Origin of the sequence: Pseudomonas simiae (genome assembly GCF_900111895.1) — a bacterium.
Classification (GTDB): domain Bacteria; phylum Pseudomonadota; class Gammaproteobacteria; order Pseudomonadales; family Pseudomonadaceae; genus Aquipseudomonas; species Aquipseudomonas simiae.
Window position 1 is genome coordinate 243,924 of sequence record NZ_FOKB01000006.1, and the last position, 26,457, is coordinate 270,380.

At 60.4% G+C, this 26,457-nt stretch carries 19 protein-coding genes; 16 read left to right on the forward strand and 3 right to left on the reverse strand.

Translation table 11 applies throughout. The annotated features are described in order from the left end of the window. Nucleotides 1-142: 142 nt before the first annotated feature. The gene (gene glnA / locus BMZ57_RS19945; protein ID WP_010213867.1) at nucleotides 143-1,549 is read right to left on the reverse strand and encodes a type I glutamate--ammonia ligase; all 1,407 of its coding nucleotides are present in this window, start codon (nucleotides 1,547-1,549) and stop codon (nucleotides 143-145) included. Nucleotides 1,550-1,883: 334 nt separating this feature from the next. Here glnA and thiI point away from each other — a divergent pair, with 334 nt between their 5' ends. Together thiI and typA are read left to right on the forward strand one after the other, a co-directional pair. Beyond that, nucleotides 1,884-3,338 (forward strand): tRNA uracil 4-sulfurtransferase ThiI, encoded by a 1,455-nt coding sequence (thiI, locus tag BMZ57_RS19955; RefSeq protein WP_021492186.1) that lies wholly within the window; start codon nucleotides 1,884-1,886, stop codon nucleotides 3,336-3,338. 139 nt (nucleotides 3,339-3,477) lie between these two features. Continuing rightward, nucleotides 3,478-5,298: a translational GTPase TypA gene (typA, locus tag BMZ57_RS19960; RefSeq protein WP_010213863.1), complete on the forward strand. Its 1,821-nt coding sequence runs from the start codon at nucleotides 3,478-3,480 to the stop codon at nucleotides 5,296-5,298. 206 nt (nucleotides 5,299-5,504) lie between these two features. On the opposite strand, the gene BMZ57_RS19965 is transcribed toward typA, so the two are convergent. Beyond that, nucleotides 5,505-5,939: a YkgJ family cysteine cluster protein gene (locus BMZ57_RS19965; RefSeq protein ID WP_010213857.1), complete on the reverse strand. Its 435-nt coding sequence runs from the start codon at nucleotides 5,937-5,939 to the stop codon at nucleotides 5,505-5,507. Between the two features lie 238 nt (nucleotides 5,940-6,177). On the opposite strand from BMZ57_RS19965, the gene BMZ57_RS19970 reads away from it, so the two are divergent. From BMZ57_RS19970 to BMZ57_RS19995, 6 genes are all read left to right on the forward strand, one after another. Further along, the gene (locus BMZ57_RS19970; RefSeq protein ID WP_069672829.1) at nucleotides 6,178-8,628 is read left to right on the forward strand and encodes a glycogen/starch/alpha-glucan phosphorylase; all 2,451 of its coding nucleotides are present in this window, start codon (nucleotides 6,178-6,180) and stop codon (nucleotides 8,626-8,628) included. A gap of 200 nt (nucleotides 8,629-8,828) precedes the next feature. Then, entirely contained in the window at nucleotides 8,829-11,900 is a 3,072-nt protein-coding gene (locus BMZ57_RS19975) for a DUF2339 domain-containing protein (protein WP_069672828.1), read from the forward strand. Continuing rightward, on the forward strand, nucleotides 11,900-13,255 hold the full coding sequence (locus tag BMZ57_RS19980) for a DUF3999 domain-containing protein (RefSeq protein WP_010213854.1): 1,356 nt from the start codon (nucleotides 11,900-11,902) through the stop codon (nucleotides 13,253-13,255). Before BMZ57_RS19975 ends, BMZ57_RS19980 begins: the two co-directional genes overlap by 1 nt. 109 nt (nucleotides 13,256-13,364) lie before the next feature. Next, entirely contained in the window at nucleotides 13,365-14,375 is a 1,011-nt protein-coding gene (locus tag BMZ57_RS19985; RefSeq protein ID WP_003187818.1) for a class 1 fructose-bisphosphatase, read from the forward strand. Nucleotides 14,376-14,551: 176 nt separating this feature from the next. Next, the gene (locus tag BMZ57_RS19990) at nucleotides 14,552-14,806 is read left to right on the forward strand and encodes a hypothetical protein (RefSeq protein ID WP_010213853.1); all 255 of its coding nucleotides are present in this window, start codon (nucleotides 14,552-14,554) and stop codon (nucleotides 14,804-14,806) included. Between the two features lie 30 nt (nucleotides 14,807-14,836). Continuing rightward, nucleotides 14,837-15,406, forward strand: coding sequence for a lipocalin family protein (locus tag BMZ57_RS19995; protein ID WP_010213852.1), 570 nt, complete (start codon nucleotides 14,837-14,839; stop codon nucleotides 15,404-15,406). Between the two features lie 116 nt (nucleotides 15,407-15,522). On the opposite strand, the gene BMZ57_RS20000 is transcribed toward BMZ57_RS19995, so the two are convergent. After that, entirely contained in the window at nucleotides 15,523-16,887 is a 1,365-nt protein-coding gene (locus BMZ57_RS20000) for a formimidoylglutamate deiminase (RefSeq protein WP_069672827.1), read from the reverse strand. A 147-nt stretch (nucleotides 16,888-17,034) separates the two neighbouring features. On the opposite strand from BMZ57_RS20000, the gene hutC reads away from it, so the two are divergent. The 8 genes from hutC to hutH all read left to right on the forward strand — a co-directional run bounded on the left by hutC (nucleotide 17,035) and on the right by hutH (nucleotide 26,425). Then, a complete protein-coding gene (hutC, locus tag BMZ57_RS20005) occupies nucleotides 17,035-17,745 on the forward strand; it encodes a histidine utilization transcriptional repressor HutC (RefSeq protein WP_232920667.1) in 711 nt (236 codons plus the stop codon). After that, nucleotides 17,742-18,302 carry a HutD/Ves family protein gene (locus BMZ57_RS20010; protein WP_069672826.1) on the forward strand — a complete coding sequence of 187 codons (561 nt, stop codon included), beginning with the start codon at nucleotides 17,742-17,744 and terminating at the stop codon, nucleotides 18,300-18,302. Before hutC ends, BMZ57_RS20010 begins: the two co-directional genes overlap by 4 nt. 405 nt (nucleotides 18,303-18,707) lie before the next feature. Beyond that, nucleotides 18,708-20,378, forward strand: coding sequence for a urocanate hydratase (hutU, locus tag BMZ57_RS20015; RefSeq protein ID WP_010213847.1), 1,671 nt, complete (start codon nucleotides 18,708-18,710; stop codon nucleotides 20,376-20,378). Between the two features lie 141 nt (nucleotides 20,379-20,519). Next, on the forward strand, nucleotides 20,520-21,977 hold the full coding sequence (locus tag BMZ57_RS20020; RefSeq protein WP_021492183.1) for a purine-cytosine permease family protein: 1,458 nt from the start codon (nucleotides 20,520-20,522) through the stop codon (nucleotides 21,975-21,977). 69 nt (nucleotides 21,978-22,046) lie between these two features. Continuing rightward, nucleotides 22,047-23,012 carry an ABC transporter substrate-binding protein gene (locus BMZ57_RS20025; protein WP_010213844.1) on the forward strand — a complete coding sequence of 322 codons (966 nt, stop codon included), beginning with the start codon at nucleotides 22,047-22,049 and terminating at the stop codon, nucleotides 23,010-23,012. Between the two features lie 71 nt (nucleotides 23,013-23,083). Further along, nucleotides 23,084-23,935 (forward strand): ABC transporter permease, encoded by an 852-nt coding sequence (locus BMZ57_RS20030; RefSeq protein ID WP_010213842.1) that lies wholly within the window; start codon nucleotides 23,084-23,086, stop codon nucleotides 23,933-23,935. Continuing rightward, the gene (locus tag BMZ57_RS20035; RefSeq protein WP_010213841.1) at nucleotides 23,932-24,756 is read left to right on the forward strand and encodes a quaternary amine ABC transporter ATP-binding protein; all 825 of its coding nucleotides are present in this window, start codon (nucleotides 23,932-23,934) and stop codon (nucleotides 24,754-24,756) included. The genes BMZ57_RS20030 and BMZ57_RS20035 overlap by 4 nt, the downstream gene beginning before the upstream one ends. A gap of 160 nt (nucleotides 24,757-24,916) precedes the next feature. Beyond that, nucleotides 24,917-26,425 (forward strand): histidine ammonia-lyase, encoded by a 1,509-nt coding sequence (gene hutH / locus BMZ57_RS20040; protein WP_029529263.1) that lies wholly within the window; start codon nucleotides 24,917-24,919, stop codon nucleotides 26,423-26,425. Nucleotides 26,426-26,457 lie beyond the last annotated feature (32 nt).

The following is a 26,457-nucleotide window of genomic DNA, read 5'->3' on the forward strand; positions in this document are numbered from 1 at the left end:
TCCTGTGGGAGCGGGGCTTGCCCGCGATGGCGGAGTATCAGTCAATACAACAGGTGCTCGATGCGGCGCAATCGCGGGCCAAAAAAAAGACCTCCCGAAGGAGGTCTTTTTTCATCACGCTACATTAAGCAGCGCTACCGGATCAGCAGCTGTAGTACAGCTCGTATTCCAGTGGGTGTACGAAGGTGCGAACCTTGATTTCTTCTTCGCTCTTCAGGCCGATGTAAGCGTCGATGAAGTCGTCGCTGAACACGCCGCCTTTGGTCAGGAACGCACGGCCCTTGTCCAGCTCTTCCAGGGCTTCTTTCAGGCTGCCGCACACTTGTGGGATCTCTTTGGCCTCTTCAGGCGGCAGGTCGTACAAGTTTTTGTCGGCGGCGTCGCCAGGGTGGATCTTGTTTTGGATACCGTCCAGGCCAGCCATTACCAGGGCAGCGAAGGCCAGGTACGGGTTGGCTGCTGGATCCGGGAAGCGTGCTTCGATACGGCGAGCGCGAGGGCTGGACACGTATGGAATACGGATCGAAGCGGAACGGTTGCGCGCCGAGTAGGCCAGCATTACCGGTGCTTCGAAACCTGGGACCAGACGCTTGTAGGAGTTGGTCGACGGGTTGGTGAAGCCGTTCAAGGCCTTACCGTGCTTGATGATACCGCCGATGAAGTACAGGGCAGTGTCGGACAGGCCGGCATAACCTTCGCCAGCGAAGGTGTTCTTGCCCTCTTTGGCGATGGACAGGTGAACGTGCATACCCGAACCGTTATCGCCGTACAGAGGCTTAGGCATGAAGGTAGCGGTACGGCCGTAGGCAACGGCAGTGTTGTGTACGCAGTACTTCAGGGTCTGTACTTCGTCAGCCTTGGCCACCAGGGTGTTGAATTTCACACCGATTTCGTTCTGGCCGGCAGTGGCCACTTCGTGGTGGTGCACTTCGATGGTCAGGCCCATGTCTTCCATGGCGTTGCACATGGAGGTACGGATTTCGTGGTCGTGGTCGAACGGCGGAACTGGGAAGTAGCCACCTTTGATGCCTGGACGGTGGCCATGGTTGCCGCCTTCCACGTCTTGATCGGACATCCAGGAGCCTTGTTCGGAGTAGATCTTGAACATGGAGCCGGAGATGTCGGACTTGAACTTCACTTGGTCGAAGATGAAGAATTCTGGCTCTGGGCCTACGAATACAGTGTCACCGATACCGGTCGACTTCAGGTATTCCTCGGCACGCTTGGCGATCGCACGTGGGTCGCGGTCGTAGCCTTGCATGGTCGAAGGCTCGATCACGTCGCAGACCAGGATCAGGGTCGGCTCTTCGGTGAACGGGTCGAGTACGGCAGTGCTGTCGTCCGGCATCAGGATCATGTCGGAGGCTTCGATGCCTTTCCAGCCAGCGATGGAGGAACCGTCGAACATTTTGCCTTCTTCGAAGAAAGCTTCATCCAGCGCGTCGCGAGCCGGCATGGTCACGTGGTGCTGAGTGCCTTTGGTGTCCGTGAAGCGCAGATCAATCCATTTAACGTCATGATCTTTGATGAGTTGAACCGACTTCGACATAGTGTCCTCCGGGTGGCTTCGGGCTGGGGTAGTGGAGTTAGCCCTTAGAATGTGGGTGATGCCGGCGCGGATAGTCCGCCATGGCAACCTGCCTCACAAGAGAGCAAATTGCATGCCAGTGCGCCAACATGGGTTTTCTGCTCAAAAAACGACCCTATAAAGGTGCATTACGACAAAAGACCAAAAATGGCGCACCGCAATGTAGCGCAAAGGCGCACAAATGCACCTATTTAGTGCGTGATACGTGCGATGCATATTAACTGGTTAAACCTTGAGCGATTTCCGCTATAATCCGCGCCCCCCTTTTTCAGCAGGCCCGGCGCGCGCTGTTTCCATGAAATTAATCGTTAAAGTCTTCCCCGAGATCACCATCAAAAGCCGACCGGTACGGACGCGTTTCATCCGTCAGTTGGCCAAGAACATCCGTGCCGTGCTCCGCGATCTGGACCCGGCTGTGGTGGTGAACGGCGTGTGGGACAACCTCGAGCTGGAAACCCGTGTCACCGAGCCCAAAGCCTTGAAGGACATGACCGAGCGCCTGAGCTGCATGCCGGGCATCGCGCATTTCCTGCAGGTGGATGAGTACCCGCTGGGCGACTTCGATGACATCACCGAGAAGTGCAAACAGCACTACGGCAGTGAGCTTGAAGGCAAGATCTTTTCGGTGCGCTGCAAGCGTGCCGGCAAGCACACCTTCAGCTCCATGGACGTCGAGAAATACGTCGGCAGCAAGCTGCGTCGCGAGTGCGGCGCAGCCGGAATTTCCCTGAAAGCGCCACAAATCGAAGTGCGCATGGAAATTCGCGACCAACGGTTGTTTGTGATCCACAGCCAGCACAACAGCATCGGCGGCTACCCGCTGGGCGCCCTGGAACAGACCCTGGTGCTGATGTCCGGCGGTTTCGATTCCACGGTGGCGGCCTACCAGATCATGCGCCGCGGCCTGATGAGCCACTTCTGCTTCTTCAACCTGGGCGGGCGTGCACACGAATTGGGCGTGATGGAAGTCGCGCATTTTATCTGGAAGAAGTACGGCAGCTCCCAACGCGTGCTATTTGTGAGCGTACCGTTCGAGGAAGTACTGGGCGAAATTCTCGGTAAAGTCGATAACGGTCATATGGGCGTGGTATTGAAGCGTATGATGTTGCGCGCGGCCTCGCGAATCGCCGACAAGTTGCAGATCGATGCACTGGTAACCGGTGAGGCGATTTCCCAGGTCTCCAGCCAGACGCTGCCGAACCTGTCGATCATCGATTGCGTCACCGAGAAGCTGGTCTTGCGCCCGCTGATCGCCAGCCATAAGCAGGACATCATCGACCTGGCAGAGCAGATCGGCACCGCCGACTTTGCCAAGCACATGCCCGAGTACTGCGGGGTCATTTCGGTGAACCCCAAGACCCACGCCAAGCGCCATCGCGTGGAGCATGAAGAGAAAGAATTCGACATGGCGATTCTGGAGCGTGCGCTCGAGAACGCCAAGCTGGTCCCGATCGATCGCGTGATCGACGAATTGGGCCAGGACATCAAGATCGAAGAAGTCAGCGAAGCCCTGGCCGGCCAGATCGTCATCGACATCCGTCACCCGGATGCCGCTGAGGATGAGCCGCTGGAAATCGCCGGCATCGACGTACAAACGCTGCCGTTCTATGCATTGAATGCGCGTTTCAAGGAACTGGATAACAGCCGTCAGTACCTGCTGTATTGCGACAAAGGCGTGATGAGTCGCCTGCATGCCCACCATTTGCTCAGTGAGGGACATGCCAATGTGCGCGTTTATCGACCGAGCTAAGAGCCCGGGGCTGTTTGCCTGTGGCCTGCGTCACCGGCCCCCCGACTCTGCCGTCAAGCTGTAACGGCAAGGCCTGACTCTACTGTTAATCGCTGCCACGACCTGTCAGCACACCGAATCCTCTGATCGAGATACACAAGTGATCGAAAATCTACGTAACATCGCCATCATTGCTCACGTTGACCATGGTAAAACCACCCTGGTAGACAAACTCCTGCGTCAATCCGGCACCCTGGAGCGCAACGAGCTCAACGACGAGCGCGTGATGGACTCCAACGACCAGGAAAAAGAGCGCGGTATTACCATCCTGGCTAAAAACACCGCTATCAACTGGAACGGCTACCACATCAACATCGTGGATACCCCGGGCCACGCCGACTTCGGCGGCGAAGTAGAACGCGTAATGTCGATGGTTGACTCCGTTCTGCTGCTGGTTGACGCTCAAGACGGCCCTATGCCGCAAACCCGTTTCGTGACCAAGAAGGCGTTCGAAGCCGGCCTGCGTCCGATCGTGTGCATCAACAAGGTTGACCGTCCAGGCGCGCGTCCGGACTGGGTTCTGGACCAGATCTTCGACCTGTTCGACAACCTGGGTGCCACCGAAGAGCAGCTGGACTTCAAAGTCGTCTACGCCTCGGCCCTGAACGGTATTGCCGGTCTGGACCACACCGACATGGCTGAAGACATGACCCCGCTGTACCAGTCGATCGTCGACAACGTACCAGCCCCGGCTGTTGACCGTGACGGCGCGTTCCAGATGCAGATCTCCGCTCTGGACTACAACAGCTTCCTGGGTGTTATCGGCGTTGGCCGTATCGCCCGTGGTCGCGTCAAGCCGAACACCCCGGTTGTCGCTATCGGCGCCGACGGCAAGAAGCGCAACGGTCGTATCCTGAAGCTGATGGGTCACCACGGTCTGCACCGCATCGACGTTGAAGAAGCGGCCGCTGGCGACATCGTGTGCATCAGCGGTATGGACTCGCTGTTCATCTCCGACACCCTGTGCCACCCGGACACCGTCGAGGCGATGAAGCCTCTGACCGTTGACGAGCCAACCGTTTCCATGACCTTCCAGGTAAACGACTCGCCTTTCTGCGGTAAAGAAGGCAAGTTCGTGACCTCCCGTAACATCAAGGAGCGTCTGGACAAAGAGCTGCTGTACAACGTTGCACTGCGCGTTGAAGAAGGCGACTCGGCTGACAAGTTCAAGGTTTCCGGCCGTGGTGAGCTGCACCTCTCGGTACTGATCGAAACCATGCGTCGCGAAGGCTTCGAAATGGGCGTTGGTCGTCCAGAAGTGATCATCCGTCAGGTTGACGGCGTGAAGCAGGAACCGTTCGAAAACGTCACCATCGACACCCCGGAAGAATCCCAGGGCAAGGTGATGGAAGAGATGGGTCTGCGTAAAGGCGACCTGACCAACATGGTGCCGGATGGCAAAGGCCGTGTGCGTCTGGAATACAACATCCCTGCTCGTGGTCTGATCGGTTTCCGTAACCAGTTCCTGACCCTGACCAACGGTGCTGGCATCCTGACCTCGATCTTCGATCGCTACGACACCATGAAGTCCGGCGACATGTCCGGCCGTCAGAACGGTGTTCTGGTATCGGTAGAAACCGGCAAGGCACTGACCTACTCCCTGGAAACCCTCCAGGCGCGTGGCAAGCTGTTCGTTGAACACGGTCAAGAGATCTACAACGGTCAGATCGTTGGTCTGAACAGCCGTGATAACGACATGGGCGTCAACCCAACCAAAGGCAAGAAGCTCGACAACATGCGTGCTTCGGGTAAAGACGAAACCATCGCTCTGGTTCCACCTGTTCGCTTCACCCTGGAACAGGCCCTGGAATTCATCCAGGACGACGAGCTGTGCGAAGTCACGCCTAAGTCGATCCGCCTGCGTAAGAAGATCCTGGACGAAGGCGAGCGTACCCGCGCTGCCAAGAAAGCCAAGAACTGAGTTAACTCAGGCTGAATGAAAAACGCCCCCGGTCGAAAGGCCGGGGGCGTTTTTTTTTATGCCTGCAAAATGTGCAGTGATTGTGCCGGCCTCTTCGCGAGCAAGCCCGCTCCCACATTTGACCGCGTTTTTTCAGGATGAATGAGGTCAAGTGTGGGGGCGGGCTTGCTCGCGAACGCGGTAGCCCAGGCAATAAAGAACTTGGATCAGAACTTATCGAGTGTCCGAAACTTGGTCTCGCGCACCACTTCCTTCGGCTTGTACGCGCAATACCCAGGGCGTGGACCGATCTTCGGGTGGTTGCGGCAGGTATCCGGGCGCTTGTCATAAATAGTGCAGAAGCGCGTCTTACGATCCAGGTACAGGCAATCGTTGTTGCTCATGCGCTGCAGGGTAAAAATCTCGGATTTGGCGTTGAAGCGCTCGACGATGCCTTCCTTCTGCAAGCGCTTGGCGATGTTCTTCGGCGGGTCGCCGCGCTCGAATTCATCGACGATACCAATGCGGATCAGGTCCTTGATCTTCACTTCGACCGGCAGCGTGCAGCAGCTGGACACGCAACCACCGCACATATGCGCGGAATATTTCTGCCACGTTTCAAGACGGTCGAGTTCCGCGGCGGCGATCAGTTGAGGCTTCATCAGGGTTCCAAGGTGGGGCGGTGTCCGGGCGCGCGATCATACCGGGATTGATGATTTTTTGAACAATTTTTTATGGGTTTCGGCCAGAAGGCGCGCTTGTATCAAAAGCAGGCACGGCCAATGCATCAAAACCCTGTAAAGGTAAATGCGTTAAAAAAGTGCCGAACCAGAGCGTCTACCGTCTGTCAGACCGTCTAGGCTCTAGCAACTCCTTCTATCTCGCCCGAGGTCGCAATTGATGTCTCAGGAACCACTTGAACGAGAAGCAGAGGTAGCCGCATTCCGCGATGCCGTCTTGACCAAACTTACCTACGCGGTGGGCAAGGACCCGGATCACGCCTTCGACCACGACTGGTTCGAAGCCATTGCCCTGGCCGCGCGCGACCAGATGGTCGATCACTGGATGGACCACACCCGGCGCATCTACCGCAAGGGCCAGAAGCGGGTTTACTACCTTTCCCTGGAATTCCTCATCGGCCGCTTGCTCTACGACAGCCTGAGCAACCTCGGCGTGCTGGAAATCGCTCGTGAAGCGCTCTCGGAGCTGGGTGTCGACCTTGAGCGCATCCGCCTGCTGGAGCCCGATGCCGCACTGGGCAACGGCGGCCTGGGTCGCTTGGCGGCGTGCTTCATGGAAAGCATGTCGACCCTGGGCATTGCCGGCCATGGGTATGGCATCCGTTATGAGCACGGCTTGTTTCGCCAGGCGATTGTCGATGGCTGGCAGCAGGAGCAGACCGAGCGCTGGCTGGACTTCGGCAACCCATGGGAATTCGAACGCCCTGAAGTGGCGTACCCGATCGGCTTTGGTGGCAGCGTCGAAACACTGGAAGATGCCTCCGGGAAAATGATCCAGCGATGGACGCCGAACGAAACCGTGCGCGCCATTGCTTATGACACGCCGGTTGTCGGCTGGCGCGGTGCCAGCGTCAACACGCTGCGGCTGTGGCGTGCCCGGGCGGTGGAAGACCTGCACCTGGAGCGCTTCAACGCCGGTGACCACCTTGGCGCGGTCGCCGAAGTGGCACGCGCCGAAAGCATCTCCCGAGTGCTTTACCCGGCCGACAGCACCGAAGCAGGGCAGGAACTGCGCCTGCGCCAGGAATACTTCTTTGTCGCCGCCTCCCTGCAAGACCTGCTGCGCCGCCACAAGAACATGCACGGCTCGGTGCTGAGCCTGGGCGAACACGCCGCGATCCAGCTCAACGACACCCACCCGTCCATCGCCGTGGCCGAGCTGATGCGTCAATTGGTCGACCTGCACCACATTCCGTGGGAAGCGGCGTGGGATGTGACGGTGGAAACCCTGTCGTACACCAACCACACGCTGCTGCCTGAAGCGCTGGAAACCTGGCCGGTCGGCCTGATGGAACGCATGCTGCCCCGGCACATGCAGATCATCTACCTGATCAACGCCCAGCACATCGACTCGCTGCGCGCCAAGGGCATCCACGACTTTGACGTACTGCGCGCGGTGTCATTGATCGAAGAAGACAACGGCCGCCGCGTGCGCATGGGCAACCTGGCATTCCTGGGCTCCCACAGCGTCAACGGCGTGTCCGGCCTGCACACCCAATTGATGCGCAGCACGGTGTTCTCCGAGCTGCACAAGCTGTACCCGGAACGCATCAACAACAAAACCAACGGCATTACCTTCCGTCGCTGGTTGTACCAGGCCAACCCCAAGCTCACGTCCATGCTGGTGGAAGCGCTCGGCCCGGACATTCTCGACAAGCCCGAAGAGCGGTTGGGGGAGCTTGAGCCATTTGCCGAAAAACAGACGTTCCGCAAGGCATTTGCCGAGCAGCGCCTGCACAGTAAGCGCGCGCTGGCGGACATCATTCACGAGCGCCTGGGCATTGCGGTCAACCCGGCGGCGATGTTCGACGTGCAGGTCAAGCGTATCCACGAATACAAGCGCCAGTTGCTCAACCTGCTGCACACCGTGGCGCTGTACCAGGCCATCCGTGCCGAGCCGGGCACCGACTGGGTGCCGCGCGTGAAGATCTTCTCGGGCAAGGCGGCGGCCAGTTATCACCAGGCCAAGTTGATCATCAAGTTGACCAACGACATCGCCCGCACGGTCAATAACGACCCGACCGTACGCGGTTTGCTCAAGGTGGTGTTCCTGCCCAACTACAACGTCAGCCTGGCGGAAAGCATCATTCCGGCGGCGGATTTGTCGGAGCAGATTTCCACCGCCGGTTTCGAGGCCTCGGGCACCAGCAACATGAAGTTCGGTCTCAACGGTGCGCTGACCATCGGCACAATGGACGGCGCCAACGTGGAAATGCACGAGCGTGTGGGGGCCGAGCACATGTTTATCTTCGGCCTCAGCGCGCAGCAGGTGGAAGCCCGCAAGCACGCTGGTGAATTCAATGCAGGTGCTGACATCGCAGCGTCTCATCGATTGAACGACGTGCTGCAAGCGATCCGCGGCGGGGTGTTCTCGCCGGACGATCCGGGCCGCTACGCGGGGCTGATCGACGGGCTGATCGACTACGACCGCTTCCTGGTGTGTGCCGACTTCGATTCGTACTGGGACGCCCAGGCGCGGGTTGAGGCGCATTGGCATGATTCCAAGGCGTGGTGGCGTTCGGCGGTGCTGAATACGGCGCGGATGGGTTGGTTCAGCTCGGATCGGACCATCAGGGAGTACGCGACCGAGATCTGGAAAGCCCTCGACTGAACACGGCTGACCTGAATATGTGCGCGGGCTTGTGTGGCAGCTGGCTTGCCTGCGATAGCATCACCTCGGTGTGACAGATACGCCGAGGTGTCTGGGTCGCGGGCAAGCCCGGCTCCCACACACGCCTGCTTCCACATGGGTGCAGCGTCGATATACTAGGCCTCGGTTTGCTTGCCTCGGGCTGCTTAGGGATATCGACCATGCAATGGATTTTCATGCTGATTGGCCTGGTGCTCGGCTGGACGCTCGACGAATCGTTCAGTGATGCGGGTATCGGTGCGCTGCTGGGGCTGGGCATTGGCCAGGCGATTCGCCTGGCGCAGCTGTCGGCCCAGGCGGACAAGCAGGCGCGTCAGTTGGACACCACGCAGAAGTCGCTGATCGCGCTGGGCGAGCGCTTGCGGCAACTGGAAGTGCCCGCGCCTGCAAGCAGCGTGAAGGTCGAGCCCTCTGTTCCCGAATCGGCACCTGTCGCCAAACCGCCCGAGCTGGTGTGGGAGCTGCCTGCCGAGTTGGCCCCCGTTACCAGGGGCGCCGAACCGAGCCAGCCGCTGCCGGATGACGTGTGGGCTCCGGCGCCGACGCCTAAAGAACCTGCAATCCCTCGCGGCCCCAACCTTATCAAGCGCGCCATTGAAGGTGCGCGCAATTGGCTGTTTGGCGGCAACACCGTGCTGCGGGTCGGCGTGGTGCTGTTGTTCCTCGGCCTGGCTTTCCTGCTGCGTTATGCCACTGAAGGCATGGTGGTGCCGATCGAGCTGCGCTACGCCGGCGTTGCCGCTGCCGCGTTGGGCCTGCTGGGCCTGGGCTGGTGGCTGCGGCTGCGCAACGGCAACTACGGCTTGATGCTGCAAGGCGCGGGGATTGCCGTGTTGTACCTCACGGTATTTGCGGCAATGCGTTTGCATCCCCTGATCGATCCTGGCGCCGCAATGGGGTTGCTGGTAGCCGTCACGGTCTGTTCGGCGATCCTGGCAATCACCCAGGATGCCATCGGCCTGGCCTGTGCGGCGGCGTTGGGTGGTTTTGCGGCACCGATCCTGGTGTCGACCGGCGCTGGAAGCCATGTGGCGCTGTTCAGCTACTTTGCGTTGCTCAACGCCGGCATCCTCACGATTGCCTGGTTCAAAGCCTGGCGCCTGCTGAACGTGATCGGTTTTGTTGGCACCTTTGGTATTGGTTTCGCCTGGGGCATGCGCGCCTACACGCCGGAGCTGCTGTGGAGCACCGAGCCGTTCCTGATCCTGTTTTTCCTGATGTACCTGGCTATCGGCCTGTTGTTCGCGCGGCGTAAATTGCTGGAAACCCAGGACGCCCCCGAAGATGCCAGCCGTGGCGCGCAACTGCGCTGGTCGGCGGCCAAGGGGGATTATGTCGATGGCACGTTGTTATTCGGCCCACCGCTGGTGGGCTTCGGTCTGCAGTTCGCGCTGGTACAACACCTTGAGTTCGCTGCTGCGTTCAGTGCGCTGGGCCTGGGCATCATTTACATGGTCTTGGCCCGCGTGCTCAGTGGCGCGCGCGCCTTGCTCCTGACGGAAACCTGCCTGGCCCTTGGCGTGATCTTCGCCAGCCTGGCCATTCCCTTGGGCCTTGATGCGCGCTGGACTGCTGCGGCGTGGGCCGTCGAAGGCGCCGGGATCTTCTGGCTCGGTCTACGCCAGCATCGCCCCGTCGCGCGGGCGTTCGCCCTATTGCTGCAACTGGGTTCGCTGCTCGCCTTCCTCGGCGAACTGCGCGATGGCCAGGACACCTTGCTGCAGGGGCCGCCATTGGGAGCGTTGCTGCTGGGTGCGGCACTGCTGTTCAGCTTTTATCAAATACACAACGCCGCGCCGCAACAGACCCGGCGTTGGGAGCGCCTCGGCGCTCCAGGGCTCGCCGTCCTCGGCCTGGGCTGCGCTTACCTGCTGGCGCCGCTGGTGTTTTCGACCCAAGGCAGCATCGTCAGTTGGTCGGTTGCGGGCCTTGCGACCGTGTGGGCGGGCCTGCGTATCGGCTCGCCATGGGTTGTGCGCTGTGGCGTTGCCGTGCAAGTGCTTGCGGGCGCGCTGTTTGCGCTCGACCCCGTGAACAATGCCTGGACACCGCTGATCATTGCCTTGGCGGCCATGCTCGGCGCCTGGTGCTTGCCCCGTGGGCGCTTGTCCGCCGGTCTGCTGGCCTGGGGCGTGGCGTGGTGGGCGTTGGCGGTGATCATTGAAGTCTGGCGCTTGGCACCTGCGGCCTTGCACGCTTCGCTGTTGGTGCTGGCGGCCGCGCTGAGCGTGGTGATCTGGACGGCACTGGCGCTGCGTTTGCGCTGGGCGGCGTTGGGTATCGCCAGCACGTTGTTGATGCCTGCGGTGGGGCTCGTGTTGTTGGGCGCGTGGACCGAGTATTACCACCCGGCCGCGCAGTTCGGCTGGCTGGCCTGGTGGGTGGTGTTCGTGGTGCATTTCATCTCGCTGCGGCATTTGTCGACGGTGGTGCCCGGCAAAGTGCTGAGCGCGGCTCACGTACTGGGTTGTTGGATGCTGATCGGTGTGCTGGCGCTGGAACTGCGCTACGGCCTGCTGGTGCTGTCGAGCGAATACAACGCCTGGCGCTGGTTGGGCTGGGCGATTCTGCCAAGTCTCTATCTCGTGCTGGCTGCCGCACCGCGCCATTGGCCATGGCCGGTGTCGGCCTACCCCAGGGAATACCGCGTATTCGCTGCATTACCGCTGGCGGTGCTGATGCTGGGTTGGTTCTGGCTGGCGAACATCTTTAGTGACGGCACGGCCAAGCCGCTGCCCTATGTGCCACTGCTCAACCCATTGGACCTGGGCCTGCTGTTCGCGCTGCTGGGCATTTACCTGTGGTCGCGCAGTGCGGCGCCGGAACGTGGGCCGCGCGTTGAGTTGATCGCCCAGGGCGTGGCCGGCATTTCGCTGTTCGCATTCTTCACCGCGCTGGTGATGCGTACCGCCCACCATTGGGGCGGCGTGCCGTTTCATCTGGATGCGTTGCTGGAGTCCATGCTGGTGCAGGCCGGCCTGTCGATCGTCTGGACCCTTATTGCCCTCGGACTGATGATCGGCGGCCATTTGCGCCATCGTCGCGAAGTGTGGCTGATCGGCGCGGCACTGATTGCCGTGGTGGTGGCCAAGTTGTTCTTTGTCGAGCTGAGCAACCGTGGCGGTTTGGCGCGGATCGTGTCGTTTATCGGCGTGGGCGGTTTGTTGCTGGTGGTTGGCTACTTTGCGCCGCTGCCGCCTAAGCGCGTTGAACCTGAGGGAGCATCTTCTTGATGGGCAGGCTGAGTCTGAGTGGGTTGACGATATGGATGCTGTGTTCGGCGACGTTTGCTCAAGAACGTCCGGCTGATTTCGCCACCCAGGTGCCGCTGGCCGTAAGCGGCGCTGGTCCCTGGTATAGCCTGGAGCTGCCATTGGCGGTTCAAATGAGCGCGCGCCAGGCAAATCTCAGCGATGTTCGGGTTTTCGACGCTGCCGGTGAGCCTCAGGCGTATGCGTTGTCGCGCCCGTCCGCGCAGCGCACCGAGAGCCGCAACGTCACCGACGTGAAGTGGTTCCCGCTGTACGCTGCCGACACCGAGCAAGCCTTGCCTGACGTGGTGATGAAGGCCACCACCACCGGCGCCCTGGTGGAAATCACACCGTCCACTGCCGCTAAGCCCGGCAAGCAGGTACTGCGTGGCTGGGTGTTGGACGCCAGTGCGATCAAGGCGCCGTTGCAGCAATTGAGCCTGGACTGGAGCCATGAGCAAGAGGGCTTCCAGCGTTTCAGCATTGAAGCCAGTGATGATTTGCAGCACTGGCAAGCCTGGGGTGATGGGCAAGTGGCGCGTTTGTCATTTGCCGATGAGCGGGTCGAGCAGCATGACGTGAGCCTGCCCGGTCAATCGGCGCGTTACTTGCGGTTGGTGTGGCAGGGCCAGGCGGCGCCGTTGCTGACGTCGGCCCGCCTGGAGAGCTCCACTCGCAGTAACCTGCCGATGCCGTTGGTGTGGTCGCAAGCGTTGCCGGGGGGTCGCCTCAAGGCGGGCGAGTACAGCTGGCAATTGCCCACGGGGCTGAATGTGGAGCGCTTGCGGGTCGAGTTGAAGCAGCCCAACACGCTGGCGCCCGTGACGTTGTCGGGGCGAAGTGAGGTCAAGCAAGCGTGGCAGCCGTTGAGCAATGGCCTGCTGTACCGCCTGAGCCAGAACGGCAAGGAGGTGGTGCAGGATGAATTGCAGTTGCCGGGCCAGGCGGTTGCTCAGTTGAGATTGCAGGTGGACGAGCGGGGCGGCGGCCTGGGCGTCGAAGCGCCCGTGTTGCGCGTTGCCGTACGGGCCACGCAGTTGGTGTTCCTGGCACGGGGTGAGCCGCCGTTCACCCTGGCGTTGGGGAATGTGTCCGTGAAAGGGGCGAACTTGCCGCTGTCGACGCTGATCCCCGATTACCGTGACGAGCGCCTGAAAACCTTGGGCCAGGCCACGTTGGCGGGGGAGATCGCGGTCAAACCGGCTGCGATTGCTGCGTTACCCGACACTGGCCCCGACCTGAAGAAGCTCGGCCTCTGGGCCGTGCTGCTGCTCGGCGTGGCGGCACTGGGCGCCATGGCCTACAGTTTGCTGCGCAAGCCGCCGGTGGCACGTTAAATAAAGTCCATGAACTCTATTGGGTTTAAATCCTCTGATAGGAGGAAATACGCCCCGACTCGCGTTAAACTGCGCGGGTTTTCAAGCCCCCCATTTTCCGGAGCCTTACATGTCCCGCGTTACCTTGAGTCGCTATTTGATTGAGCAGACCCGCAGCAACAACACGCCTGCCGATCTGCGCTTCCTTATCGAAGTGGTGGCGCGTGCTTGCAAGGAAATCAGCCACGCCGTGTCCAAAGGCGCACTGGGTGGTGTCCTGGGCAGCATGGGCACCGAAAACGTGCAGGGCGAAGTGCAGAAGAAGCTCGACGTGCTCTCCAACGAGATTCTGCTCGAAGCCAACGAGTGGGGCGGTCACCTGGCCGGCATGGCGTCCGAAGAAATGGACAATGCCTACCAGATCCCCGGCAAATACCCGAAAGGCGCCTACCTGCTGGTGTTCGACCCACTGGACGGCTCGTCCAACATCGACATCAACGCCCCGGTCGGCACCATCTTCTCGGTATTGCGTTGCCCGAACGAATACCTGAGCCAGAACGAAGCCCTGAACGAAAAGGCCTTCCTGCAGCCAGGCACCGAGCAGGTCGCTGCCGGCTACGCCATCTACGGCCCGCAGACCATGCTGGTACTGACCCTGGGCGACGGCGTCAAAGGCTTCACCCTGGACCGCGAAATGGGCAGCTTCGTACTGACCCACGAAGACATTTCCATCCCGGCTTCCACCCAGGAATTCGCGATCAACATGTCCAACCAGCGTCACTGGGAAGAGCCGGTGAAGCGCTACGTCAACGAACTGATGGAAGGCGAAGAAGGCCCGTTGAAGAAAAACTTCAACATGCGCTGGGTCGCCGCGATGGTCGCCGACGTGCACCGCATCCTGACCCGTGGTGGCTTGTTCATGTACCCACGCGACAGCCGCGAGCCGTCCAAGCCAGGTAAGCTGCGCCTGATGTACGAAGCCAACCCGATGTCCTTCCTGGTCGAGCAAGCGGGCGGCGCGTCGACCGACGGCCACCAGCGCATCCTCGACATCCAGCCTGAAGGCCTGCACCAGCGTGTGGCGGTGTTCCTGGGTTCAAAGGAAGAAGTTGAGCGTGTGACGGCCTATCACAAGAAGTAAGTTGATGCGATAAGTGACCGGCGTTGTTGTGAGCCGGTTCACCCTTGAAGAAGCCCCGAAACGTTTCAGCGTTTTCGGGGTTTTTTTGTTTTCGTTCATCGGGAACCAGACACCTCTTTTCCCTTCTAAGCTTCTGGCAGATACCCACGCTGCTTCGTCCCTCCAGGAGTTTTTCCATGTCGTTACGCCGTCTCGCTTTGCTGGCTTTTTGCGTGTTGTTGGGCGCTTGCAGCAAGGTCAACCAAGAAAACTACGCGAAGTTGTCGGCTGGCATGGCCAAGGCTGAGGTGGAGTCGTTGCTGGGTAAGCCGACCGATTGTTCCGGCGCGCTGGGCATGTCCAGTTGCACCTGGGGCGATAAAACCAGCTTTATCAGCGTTCAATATGCCGGTGACAAAGTTCTGATGTTTTCCGGGCAAGGCCTGAAGTAAACCGGGGCGAGAGCCTGCGGGAGAAGAAGAATGATGCGTTTTGTTTTGTTCCTTTGTGCCAGCCTGTTTTTGGCGGGCTGCGCCAGCCATTCTGGCGATGATCTGCAACCCAAGACAGCCGGCAGCGTCAACCTCAAGCGTTACCAGGGCACCTGGTATGAGTTGGCCCGATTGCCGATGTATTTCCAGCGCAATTGCGCCCAGTCCGAAGCGCGCTACACCCTGTTGCCCGATGGCGATATGTCGGTGTTCAACCGTTGCTTGACGACCGAATGGAAGTGGGAAGAAGCCAAGGGCACCGCCACCCCGCAAGTGCCAGGCAAGACCGACAAGCTCTGGGTGGAATTCAATAACTGGTTTACCGCGCTGTTACCCGGCGTCGCCAAGGGCGACTACTGGGTGCTGTATGTCAGCGATGACTACAAGACTGCGATCGTCGGCAGCCCTAGCCGGCGCTACATGTGGATCTTGTCGCGCACGCCGACGGTCAATGCGGACACCCGCGAAGACCTGCTGAGCAGGGCGCGGCAACAGGGGTATGACACCACACGTTTGATCTGGCGCACGTCGGACAAGCAGATGGCGAAAACCTCGCAATAACCCTGAATCAATGCGGATCAAAATGTGGGAGCGGGCTTGCTCACGAATGCGGCGTGTCAGTCGACAGATGCAATGACTGGCACACCGCATTCGCCAGCAACCCCGCTCCCACAGTTTTAATCGAGTAAGTCCTTTAATACCTGTGTGAAGGCGCGATTGCTGTCCTCTTCGCCGGCATGGTGCCCATCGCGCACCACCCACTTCCCATTGACCAGCACATCCCGCACCTGCCGATCTCCGCCTGCGAACAGCCAGCGATTGAGAATCCCGTCCTCCGTTGCCGTCGCCAGGTACGGATCATTACCGTCCAGCACAATCCAATCCGCTCGCTTACCCACTTCCAATCGACCAATCGGCTGCCCCAGCGCTTGGGCACCACCGTCCAGCGCGGCATCAAACAGCGTGCGGCCGACCATCGGCTGATCACCGCGATACAGCCGGTTACGCCGCTGATCGCGCAAGCGCTGGCCGTATTCCAGCCAACGCAACTCTTCCACCACGCTCAGTGATACATGGCTGTCGGACCCGATGCCCATGCGTCCGCCCTGGGCGAGAAAATCCACCGCCGGGAAAATCCCGTCACCCAGGTTGGCCTCGGTGGTCAGGCACAAGCCGGCAATCGCACGGCTCTTGGCCATGCGCGCGACTTCATCCGCATCGGCATGGGTGGCATGCACCAGGCACCAGCGCTCATCCACTTCTACGTTGTCATACAGCCATTGCAGCGGACGTTTGCCGCTCCAGGCCAGGCAGTCATCGACTTCTTTTTGCTGTTCGGCGATGTGGATATGCACCGGGCACGCCTTGTCGCTGGCGGCCAGCACTGCATTGATTTGTTCGGGCGTCACCGCACGCAAAGAGTGGAAACACAACCCCAACTGTTGCGCCGGTTGTGCGGCGAGGATGGGTTTCAACTGCGCCTGCAGGTCCAGGTAGTGTTCGGTGCTGTTGATAAACCGTCGCTGGCCTTCATTTGGCGCCTGGCCGCCAAACCCGGAGTGGGTGTAAAGCACTGGCACCAGTGTCAGGCCAATCCCGCTGCTGGCTGCCGCCTGGCTGATCTGCCGCGACAGCTCCGTACGATCGGCATACGGCTGGCCGCTGATGTCATGGTGCACATAGTGGAATTCGGCCACCGACGTGTAGCCGGCCTTGAGCATTTCGATGTACAGCTGGCGTGCGATCACCTGCAATTGATCCGGGTTGATCTTGCCCACCATGCGATACATCAGGTCGCGCCAGGTCCAGAAACTGTCATTCGGGTTACCGGCAACTTCCGCCAAACCGGCCATGGCACGCTGGAATGCATGGGAGTGCAGGTTCGGCATGCCCGCCAACACCGGGCCTCTCAGCCGTTCTGCACCCTCTGCCCTGGCATTGGCCTCTACTTTGATCAGCAGGCCATCGGCGCTGACTTCAAGACGTACATCATTGGCCCATCCATTAGGCAGCAGCGCGCGTTCGGCAAAGAAAGCGGACATGATCAAGGCACCCCGGTCGTGTGTTTATTTGTATATACATATACAGACGTTTGCCTGCTCGGTAAACTCCGGCAATCTATGCATCTTTTCCCCCTGCAAGGATTCCCTGTGCCGACTCCGCCTGCCAAGTCTTCGCTGGCTGCCCACATGGACGAAAGTCCGGCGCCCTTGTATGCCCGCGTCAAACAGATGATCAGTCAGCAGATTCTCAACGGCAACTGGCCGCCTCATTACCGCGTGCCGTCGGAGAGCGAACTGGTCAGCCAGCTGGGTTTCAGCCGCATGACCATCAACCGCGCCCTGCGCGAGCTCACCGCCGAAGGGTTGTTGGTGCGCATGCAAGGTGTCGGCACCTTTGTCGCTGAGCCCAAGAGCCAGTCTGCCCTGTTCGAAGTGCACAACATTGCCGATGAGATCGCCTCCCGCGGTCATCGGCATACCTGCCAGGTCATCCACCTGGGCGAAGAGGCCGCCGGTTCCGAGCGCGCCGTCGCCCTGGAGATGCGCGAAGGTGGACGGGTATTCCACTCGTTGATCGTGCACTTCGAAAACGATATTCCCGTGCAAATCGAAGACCGTTTCGTCAACGCCCTGGTCGCGCCGGAATACCTGCAGCAGGATTTCACCCAGCAAACGCCCTACGCCTACCTGAACCAGGTGGCGCCACTGACCGAAGGCGAGCACGTGGTCGAAGCCATCCTCGCCGACGCGGCCGAGTGCAAGCTGCTGCAGATCGAACCCACCGAACCGTGCCTGTTGATTCGCCGACGCACCTGGTCGGGCCGCCAGCCGGTGACCGCCGCGCGTTTGATCCACCCCGGTTCCCGTCACAGCCTGGAAGGACGTTTCAGCAAATGAGTTCGGTAACAGTCTGGCGCGCCGCCGATTACGTACGCATGCCGTGGAAAAACGGCGGCGGCAGCACCGAAGAAATTACCCGCGATGCCGGTACTGGCCTGGATGGTTTTGGCTGGCGCCTGTCGATTGCCGATATCGGTGAGTCGGGCGGGTTCTCCACATTCGCCGGCTACCAGCGCGTGATCACTGTGATCAAAGGCGCGGGCATGGTGTTGACCGTGGATGGTGAGGAACAGCGCGGGTTGTTACCGCTGCAACCGTTCGCGTTCAAAGGTGACAGCCAGGTGTCGTGCCGGCTCATCACTGGCCCGATCCGCGATTTCAACCTGATCTATTCGCCACAGCGTTACCACGCCCGCCTACAGTGGATCGACGGTGTGCAGCGTTTTTTCAGTACCGCTCAGACGGTGCTGGTGTTCAGCGTGGCTGATGAAGTGAAGGTGTTGGACCAGAAGCTGGGTCATCACGATTGCCTGCAAGTGGACGGTAACACTGGCGTGTTGGACATCTCCGTCAGTGGCCGCAGCTGCATCATCGAGCTGGCTCCGCGCGGTTAAAACTGTGGGAGCGGGCTTGCTCGCGAATGCGGTATCTCAGCACCAGATAGGCTGGCTGACCCACCGCATTCGCGAGCGAGCCCGCTCCCACATTTGTTTTGTGGTAAGCACAAATTCTGTTTCCTGCCCCTCGCACCAATTTGTTACCAAATGCCCCAGCGTGGCGCAAAACCCCGCTGTCGTGACAAACCTTTCGCGTAGCAAAACGCCTCCGCAAGAAATTTCATAAAGTCTCAAAGCCTTATTTTCCAAGGCTTGAGCTCGACTTCGAAAAAAATCCGCACGGCGCCCTCGGGAAGTTGGCCGCTTGATTGCATATGCTTGTATGTACAAGTAAAGATGTGTGCGTAAGACTCTGCTTCGCACCATCCATGTTCGCGCATCGATCGCCGAGGAGTCCTAGCTGTGACCAAGCCTACAAAGTACCGTGACGTCGAAATCCGTGCCGCCCACGGTAACAAGCTCACCGCCAAAAGCTGGCTGACTGAAGCGCCGCTGCGCATGCTCATGAACAACCTTGACCCGCAAGTGGCCGAGAACCCGAAAGAATTGGTGGTGTACGGCGGTATCGGCCGTGCAGCGCGTAACTGGGAGTGCTACGACCAGATCGTCGAGAGCCTCACTCATCTGAATGACGACGAAACCCTGCTGGTGCAATCCGGCAAGCCGGTCGGCGTATTCAAGACCCACAGCAATGCCCCGCGCGTGCTGATCGCCAACTCCAACCTGGTGCCACACTGGGCCAGCTGGGAACACTTCAACGAACTGGATGCCAAGGGCCTGGCCATGTATGGCCAGATGACCGCCGGCAGCTGGATCTACATCGGCAGCCAAGGCATCGTCCAGGGCACTTACGAAACCTTCGTAGAAGCCGGCCGCCAGCACTACAACAGCGACCTTACCGGCCGTTGGGTACTCACCGCCGGTCTCGGCGGCATGGGCGGCGCGCAGCCTTTGGCGGCAACCCTGGCCGGTGCCTGCTCGCTGAACATTGAATGCCAGCAGGTCAGCATCGACTTCCGTCTCAACAGCCGCTACGTCGATGAGCAAGCCACCGATCTCGACGACGCCCTGGCGCGTATCGCCAAGTACACCAAGGAAGGCAAGGCCATCTCTGTCGCCCTGCTGGGCAACGCGGCGGAAATCCTGCCGGAACTGGTCAAGCGCGGCGTGCGTCCGGACATGGTCACCGACCAGACCAGCGCCCACGACCCCCTCAACGGCTACCTGCCGGCCGGTTGGACCTGGGACGAATACCGCGCCCGCGCCAAGACCGAGCCTGCTGCCGTGATCAAGGCCGCCAAGCAGTCGATGGCCGTACACGTCAAAGCCATGCTGGAATTCCAGAAACAAGGCATCCCGACCTTCGACTACGGCAACAACATCCGTCAGATGGCGCAAGAAGAAGGCGTGGAAAACGCATTCGACTTCCCAGGTTTCGTCCCGGCCTACATCCGCCCACTGTTCTGCCGTGGCATCGGCCCGTTCCGTTGGGCGGCGCTGTCCGGTGACCCGCAGGACATCTACAAGACCGACGCCAAGGTCAAAGAGCTGATCCCAGACGACGCCCACCTGCACAACTGGCTGGACATGGCGCGTGAGCGCATCAGCTTCCAGGGCCTGCCGGCGCGAATCTGCTGGGTTGGCCTGGGCCAGCGCGCCAAGCTGGGCCTGGCGTTCAACGAAATGGTACGCAGCGGCGAGCTGTCGGCACCGGTCGTGATCGGCCGTGATCACCTGGACTCCGGCTCGGTCGCAAGCCCGAACCGCGAAACCGAAGCCATGCAGGACGGCTCCGACGCCGTGTCCGATTGGCCACTGCTCAACGCCTTGCTCAACACTGCCAGCGGCGCGACCTGGGTGTCGCTGCACCACGGTGGCGGCGTGGGCATGGGCTTCTCCCAGCACTCCGGCATGGTCATCGTCTGCGACGGGACCGATGAAGCGGCCGAGCGCATTGCCCGTGTACTGCACAACGACCCGGCCACCGGTGTGATGCGTCACGCGGACGCCGGTTACCAGATCGCCATCGATTGCGCCAAAGAGCAGGGCCTCAATCTCCCGATGATCAAATAGCTAATGTGGAAGCGGGCTGGCTCGCGAATGCGGTGGGTCAGCTACAGAAAGATTGACTGGACGTCCGCTTTCGCGAGCACGCCCGCTCCCACATTTGATCTGCAGTGAACCAGGAAACAATCCATCAGAGGTTGAACACACATGGCTGCAAATGACGCACGTGCAAGCACCACCCCGTTGATCGAAAGGCGTTCGATCGACTACATCCCGGAAGCGGAAAGACACGGTCGTCTATTTAGCCAGTTCACCCTGTGGATGGGTGCCAACCTGCAGATCACCGCGATTGTCACTGGGGCCTTGGCCGTGGTGCTGGGCGGTGATGTGTTCTGGTCGTTGATCGGCCTGTTGGTCGGTCAATTGATCGGCGGTGGCGTCATGGCGTTGCATGCGGCGCAAGGGCCCAAGCTCGGCCTGCCGCAGATGATCTCCAGCCGGGTGCAGTTTGGGGTGTATGGCGCGGCGATCCCGATTGTGCTGGTGTGCCTGATGTACCTCGGCTTCACCGCCACCGGTACGGTACTTTCCGGTCAGGCGCTGGGTCAGTTGTTCGGGGTCAGCGACAGCGTCGGTATCCTGATTTTTGCCAGTGTCATCGTGCTGGTCACGGTGCTCGGTTATCGGGTGATCCATTTCATCGGCCGTGTCGCCAGCGTTATTGGCGTGATTGCCTTTGTCTACCTGTTCAGCCGTCTGATGAGCCAGACCGACGTTGGCGCACTCTTGCAGATTCGCCATTTCAGCTGGAGCAGCTTCCTGCTGGCGGTGTCGCTCGCGGCCTCCTGGCAGATCGCCTTCGGCCCCTACGTGGCGGACTACTCACGCTATTTGCCGAGCGACACCTCCTCGCTGAAAACCTTTCTCGCCGCGGGTGCGGGTTCGGTGATTGGCGCGCAGGTGGCAATGATCCTCGGCGTGTTTGCCGCGGCGATGTCCAACGGGCAATTCGCCGGTCACGAAGTCGCCTACATCGTGGGCTTGAGTGGTACGGGTGTCACTGCTGCGCTGCTGTACTTCAGCATCGCCTTCGGCAAGGTCACCATCTCGACGCTGAACTCCTATGGCAGCTTCATGTGCATCGCGACCATCATCAGCGGCTTTCGCGGTCGCCTGGAGGTCACGCGCTTGCAGCGTCTGGTGTTCGTGCTGGCGATTGTCGGCACGGCGACCTTGATCGCGTTGCTCGGCCAGCATTCGTTCCTCGGGGCATTCAAGTCTTTCATCCTGTTCCTGTTGGCGTTCTTCACGCCTTGGAGCGCGATCAACCTGGTGGACTACTACTGCATCACCCGTGAACGCTATGACGTGCCGGCGCTGGCCGACCCAAACGGTCGCTACGGTCGCTGGAACCTGCTGGGTATCAGCGTGTACGTCTTCGGCGTGCTGGTGCAGTTGCCGTTCATCTCCACCAAGTTCTACACCGGCCCTTTGGTGGCCGCGCTGGGTGATGTGGATATTTCCTGGATCATCGGACTGGTGCTGCCGGCAGCGCTGTATTACCTGTGTGCGAAAAAATGGCACGGCACGGTGCCCGATCAATTGATCCTGCCAACAGAGCAGGGCGCTATACCAAGAACAAACGGGCTGGCTGCACAAGCCTGATGGGACGTGGACAGGGCAGGACGCCTACTGACTGCCGTAATCCATTTCAAGATTGGGAGCGTCACAACAATGAAAATGCATAAGACCCTGATGGCCACCTTGCTCTCTGCAGGTGTGTTGGCAAGCGCTGGCGCCCAGGCGGCAGGTTGGTGCGAATCCGGTAAGCCGGTGAAATTCGCAGGCCTGAACTGGGAAAGCGGCATGTTGCTCACCGACATCCTGCAAACCGTGCTGGAAAAAGGCTACGACTGCAAAACCGACAGCCTGCCGGGCAACTCCATCACCATGGAAAACGCCCTGAGCAGCAACGACATTCAGGTCTTCGCCGAAGAATGGGTGGGCCGCAGTGAAGTCTGGAACAAGGCCGAGAAGGCCGGCAAAGTCGTCGGCGTCGGCGCCCCGGTTGTCGGCGCTATCGAAGGCTGGTACGTGCCGCGTTATGTGATCGAAGGTGATGCCAAACGCAAGCTGGAAGCCAAGGCACCGGACCTGAAAAATATTGCCGACCTGGCCAAGTACGCCTCGGTGTTCAAGGATCAGGAAGAGCCGTCCAAGGGCCGTTTCTACAACTGCCCGGCTGGCTGGACCTGCGAGCTGGACAACAGCGAGATGCTGAAAAGCTATGGCCTGGAAAGCACCTATACCAACTTCCGTCCAGGCACCGGCCCGGCGCTGGATGCCGCCGTGCTGTCGAGCTACAAGCGTGGCGAGCCGATCCTGTTCTACTACTGGTCGCCAACGCCGCTGATGGGCCAGGTCGACCTGGTCAAGCTGGAAGAAAAGCCCGGTGTGGATAAAAGCGTGAGCATCAAGGTCGGCCTGTCCAAGACCTTCCACGAGCAAGCGCCTGAACTGGTGGCTGTGCTGGAAAAGGTCAACCTGCCTATCGACCTGCTGAACCAGAACCTGGGTCGCATGGCCAAGGAGCGCATTGAGTCGCCAAAACTGGCGAAAATTTTCCTCAAGGAACATCCTGAAGTCTGGCACGCCTGGGTGAGCGACGACGCAGCCAAGAAAATCGACGCGGCCTTGTAGGTCAAGCGTGCCCGGCTACCCTGAGGGGCAGCCGGGCGCCTGGCCACAACCCACTGGATCGAGAGCACGATATGTTTCCTGAGAGTTTTACGTTTTCCATCGCCGACTGGGTCAACGGTTGGGTGGACTCATTGGTCACCAACTACGGTGATGTGTTCCGGCACATTTCCGACACCCTGCTGTGGGCCATCGTCAACCTGGAAGGGTTGCTGCGCGCAGCGCCCTGGTGGCTGATGCTGGCCATCGTCGGCGGTGTCGCCTGGCACGCCACCCGCAAGGTGGTGACCACGGCGGTGATCGTCGGTTTGCTGTTCCTCGTAGGTGCGGTTGGCCTGTGGGACAAGCTGATGCAAACCCTGGCCTTGATGATGGTCGCCACGGTGATCTCGGTGTTGATCGGCGTGCCGCTGGGTATCCTGTCCGCACGCAGCAATCGCCTGCGCTCGGTGCTGATGCCGCTGCTCGACATCATGCAGACCATGCCGAGCTTCGTGTACCTGATCCCGGTGTTGATGCTGTTCGGCCTGGGCAAGGTCCCGGCGATTTTCGCCACGGTGATCTACGCCGCACCGCCGCTGATTCGCCTGACAGATTTGGGGATTCGCCAAGTCGACGGCGAAGTCATGGAAGCGATCAACGCCTTCGGTGCCAACCGTTGGCAGCAACTGTTCGGCGTGCAGCTGCCGCTGGCGTTGCCGAGCATCATGGCCGGTATCAACCAGACCACCATGATGGCGCTGTCGATGGTGGTGATCGCCTCGATGATCGGCGCCCGAGGCTTGGGTGAAGATGTCCTTGTCGGCATCCAGACCCTCAACGTCGGGCGTGGCCTTGAGGCCGGCTTGGCGATCGTGATTCTCGCAGTGGTCATCGACCGCATTACCCAGGCCTATGGTCGTCCCCGGCATGAGGCGAGCAAATGACTACTGTCAGCAAAATCGAAGTTAAAAACGTCTTCAAGATCTTCGGCGCCCGCTCCAAGGATGCGCTGTCGCTGATCGGCCAGGGCAAGACCAAGGACCAGGTGCTTGCCGAGACCGGCTGCGTGGTCGGCGTGAACGATCTGTCCCTGAGCATCGGCACGGGTGAGATCTTCGTGATCATGGGCTTGTCGGGTTCCGGCAAGTCCACGTTGGTGCGCCACTTCAACCGCCTGATCGATCCCACCAGCGGCGCGATCCTGGTGGACGGCGAAGACATCCTGCAACTGGACATGGAAGCCCTGCGCCAATTCCGTCGGCACAAGATCAGCATGGTGTTCCAGAGCTTCGGCCTGCTGCCCCACAAGAGCGTGCTCGACAACGTCGCCTACGGCCTGAAGGTACGGGGTGAAACCAAACAGGTGTGCGCTGAACGCGCCCTGCACTGGATCGGAACCGTCGGCCTCAAGGGCTACGAAAACAAATATCCGCACCAGCTCTCTGGCGGCATGCGCCAGCGCGTCGGCCTGGCCCGTGCATTGGCGGCGGATACCGACATCATCCTGATGGACGAGGCCTTCAGCGCCCTCGACCCGCTGATCCGCGCCGAGATGCAGGACCAATTACTGGAGCTGCAAAAGACCCTGCACAAAACCATCGTGTTCATCACCCATGACCTCGATGAGGCCGTGCGTATCGGCAACCGCATTGCGATCCTCAAGGACGGCAAGCTTATCCAGGTCGGCACGCCTCGGGAGATCCTGCATTCGCCGGCGGATGAGTATGTGGATCGGTTTGTCCAGCGGCGGGCCGCGGTGGTCTGATTTCGACCTTGTGGTGAGCCGGCTGGCGCTATCGCAGCGGTGCGACGATTCGACAAGCCAGCTCCCACAAGTTAATCGGTTCACACAGTTCAGCTGTGGGAGCCGGGCTTGCTCGCGAAGAGGCCGGCAAAGCTGCACAAGAATTAAAGAAGGTATGAAGATGTCCCAGGCAACAAAAATCACCATCGCCGATGCGCCATTGCGCTGGCAGGACGTAGCCGCCGTCGCCCGTCATGGCGCTGTCCTGGAGCTTTCGGGCCAGGCCTGGGCGCGCATCGACAATGCCCAGGCGATCGTGCAGCGCATTGTCACCAGCGGCGAGCGCGCCTATGGCGTGAACACCGGCCTGGGCGCGTTGTGCAATGTGTCGCTCAAGGGTGAACAACTCAGCCAGTTGTCGCGTAACACCTTGCTGAGCCATGCCTGCGGCGTCGGCCCGGTACTGAGTGACGAGCAGACCCGCGCGATCATCTGCGCGGCGATCATCAACTACAGCCACGGCAAATCCGGCCTGCATCCGCAGGTGGTGCACTCGTTGCTGGCGTTGCTCAACCATGGCATCACACCGCAAGTGCCGTCCCAGGGGTCGGTGGGTTATTTGACCCATATGGCCCATGTCGGGGTGGCCCTGCTGGGTGTGGGCACTGTGAGTTATCAAGGCCGGATCGTCCCGGCTCAAGAAGCATTAAGCGCGGAAGGTTTGCACCCGGTAGTGCTGGGCGCCAAGGACGGCCTGTGCCTGGTCAATGGCACGCCGTGCATGACCGGCCTGAGCTGCCTGGCCCTGGCCGACGCCCATCACTTGTTGCAATGGGCCGACGTGATCGGCGCCATGAGCTTCGAAGCCCAGCGCGGCCAGATCGACGCGTTTGACGAAGAAATCATCGCCCTCAAACCCCACCCAGGCATGCAACAAGTGGGCATCAACCTGCGCGCCTTGCTTGATGGCAGCGAAGTGATCGCCAGCAGCCAAGGCATTCGCACCCAGGACGCCCTGAGTATCCGCTCGATCCCGCAGATCCACGGCGCGGCGCGCGATCAGGTAGAACACGCCACCCGCCAGATCGAGACCGAACTCAACAGCGCCACCGACAACCCGTTGGTGCTCGGCACGCCGGACCACTACCGCGTGGTGTCCCAGGCCAACCCGCATGGGCAGTCTGTGGCGCTGGCGGCGGACATGCTGGCGATTGCCATGGCCGAAATCGGCGCGGTGGCCGAACGTCGCCTGGACCGTCTGATCAACCCGCACGTCAGCGGCTTGCCGGCGTTCCTGGTGAGCAACCCAGGGGTCAACTCCGGGATGATGATCGTGCAGTACGTCGCCGCTTCACTGTGTGGGCAAAACCGCCAATTGGCACAACCGGCGGTGCTCGACAACTTCGTCACCTCGGGCCTGCAGGAAGACCACCTGAGCATGGGCACCAATGCCGCGCTCAAGCTGCACCAGGTGCTGGCCAACGTGACGCAGATCCTCGCTATCGAGTACCTGCTGGCGGCCCAGGCGTTTGAGTTCCTCAAAGAGCAACGCTTCGGCGCCGGCACTGACCGCGCCTGGCGCCTGTTGCGTGAAGTGGTGCCGGCCTATGAGCAGGACCGCTGGCTGGCGCCAGACATTGCGGCCGCCGCCAAGCTGCTCAAAGACACCGATTTACCGAATTTCCACTGAAAACCAATTCAAAAGAACAATTCAAAAGGAGT

Excerpts from the sequence above, each read along its gene's own strand:
- BMZ57_RS20010 (WP_069672826.1), top strand. The coding sequence starts at position 17,742 with ATGAGTTCGGTAACAGTCTGGCGCGCCGCCGATTACGTACGCATGCCG.
- BMZ57_RS19965 (WP_010213857.1), bottom strand. The coding sequence starts at position 5,939 with ATGAAGCCTCAACTGATCGCCGCCGCGGAACTCGACCGTCTTGAAACG.
- BMZ57_RS19970 (WP_069672829.1), top strand. The coding sequence starts at position 6,178 with ATGTCTCAGGAACCACTTGAACGAGAAGCAGAGGTAGCCGCATTCCGC.
- thiI (WP_021492186.1), top strand. The coding sequence starts at position 1,884 with ATGAAATTAATCGTTAAAGTCTTCCCCGAGATCACCATCAAAAGCCGA.
- BMZ57_RS20035 (WP_010213841.1), top strand. The coding sequence starts at position 23,932 with ATGACTACTGTCAGCAAAATCGAAGTTAAAAACGTCTTCAAGATCTTC.
- hutC (WP_232920667.1), top strand. The coding sequence starts at position 17,035 with ATGGACGAAAGTCCGGCGCCCTTGTATGCCCGCGTCAAACAGATGATC.
- BMZ57_RS19990 (WP_010213853.1), top strand. The coding sequence starts at position 14,552 with ATGTCGTTACGCCGTCTCGCTTTGCTGGCTTTTTGCGTGTTGTTGGGC.
- glnA (WP_010213867.1), bottom strand. The coding sequence starts at position 1,549 with ATGTCGAAGTCGGTTCAACTCATCAAAGATCATGACGTTAAATGGATT.
- BMZ57_RS19975 (WP_069672828.1), top strand. The coding sequence starts at position 8,829 with ATGCAATGGATTTTCATGCTGATTGGCCTGGTGCTCGGCTGGACGCTC.
- BMZ57_RS19995 (WP_010213852.1), top strand. The coding sequence starts at position 14,837 with ATGATGCGTTTTGTTTTGTTCCTTTGTGCCAGCCTGTTTTTGGCGGGC.
- BMZ57_RS20000 (WP_069672827.1), bottom strand. The coding sequence starts at position 16,887 with ATGTCCGCTTTCTTTGCCGAACGCGCGCTGCTGCCTAATGGATGGGCC.
- hutH (WP_029529263.1), top strand. The coding sequence starts at position 24,917 with ATGTCCCAGGCAACAAAAATCACCATCGCCGATGCGCCATTGCGCTGG.
- BMZ57_RS20025 (WP_010213844.1), top strand. The coding sequence starts at position 22,047 with ATGAAAATGCATAAGACCCTGATGGCCACCTTGCTCTCTGCAGGTGTG.
- BMZ57_RS19985 (WP_003187818.1), top strand. The coding sequence starts at position 13,365 with ATGTCCCGCGTTACCTTGAGTCGCTATTTGATTGAGCAGACCCGCAGC.
- BMZ57_RS20020 (WP_021492183.1), top strand. The coding sequence starts at position 20,520 with ATGGCTGCAAATGACGCACGTGCAAGCACCACCCCGTTGATCGAAAGG.
- BMZ57_RS19980 (WP_010213854.1), top strand. The coding sequence starts at position 11,900 with ATGGGCAGGCTGAGTCTGAGTGGGTTGACGATATGGATGCTGTGTTCG.
- BMZ57_RS20030 (WP_010213842.1), top strand. The coding sequence starts at position 23,084 with ATGTTTCCTGAGAGTTTTACGTTTTCCATCGCCGACTGGGTCAACGGT.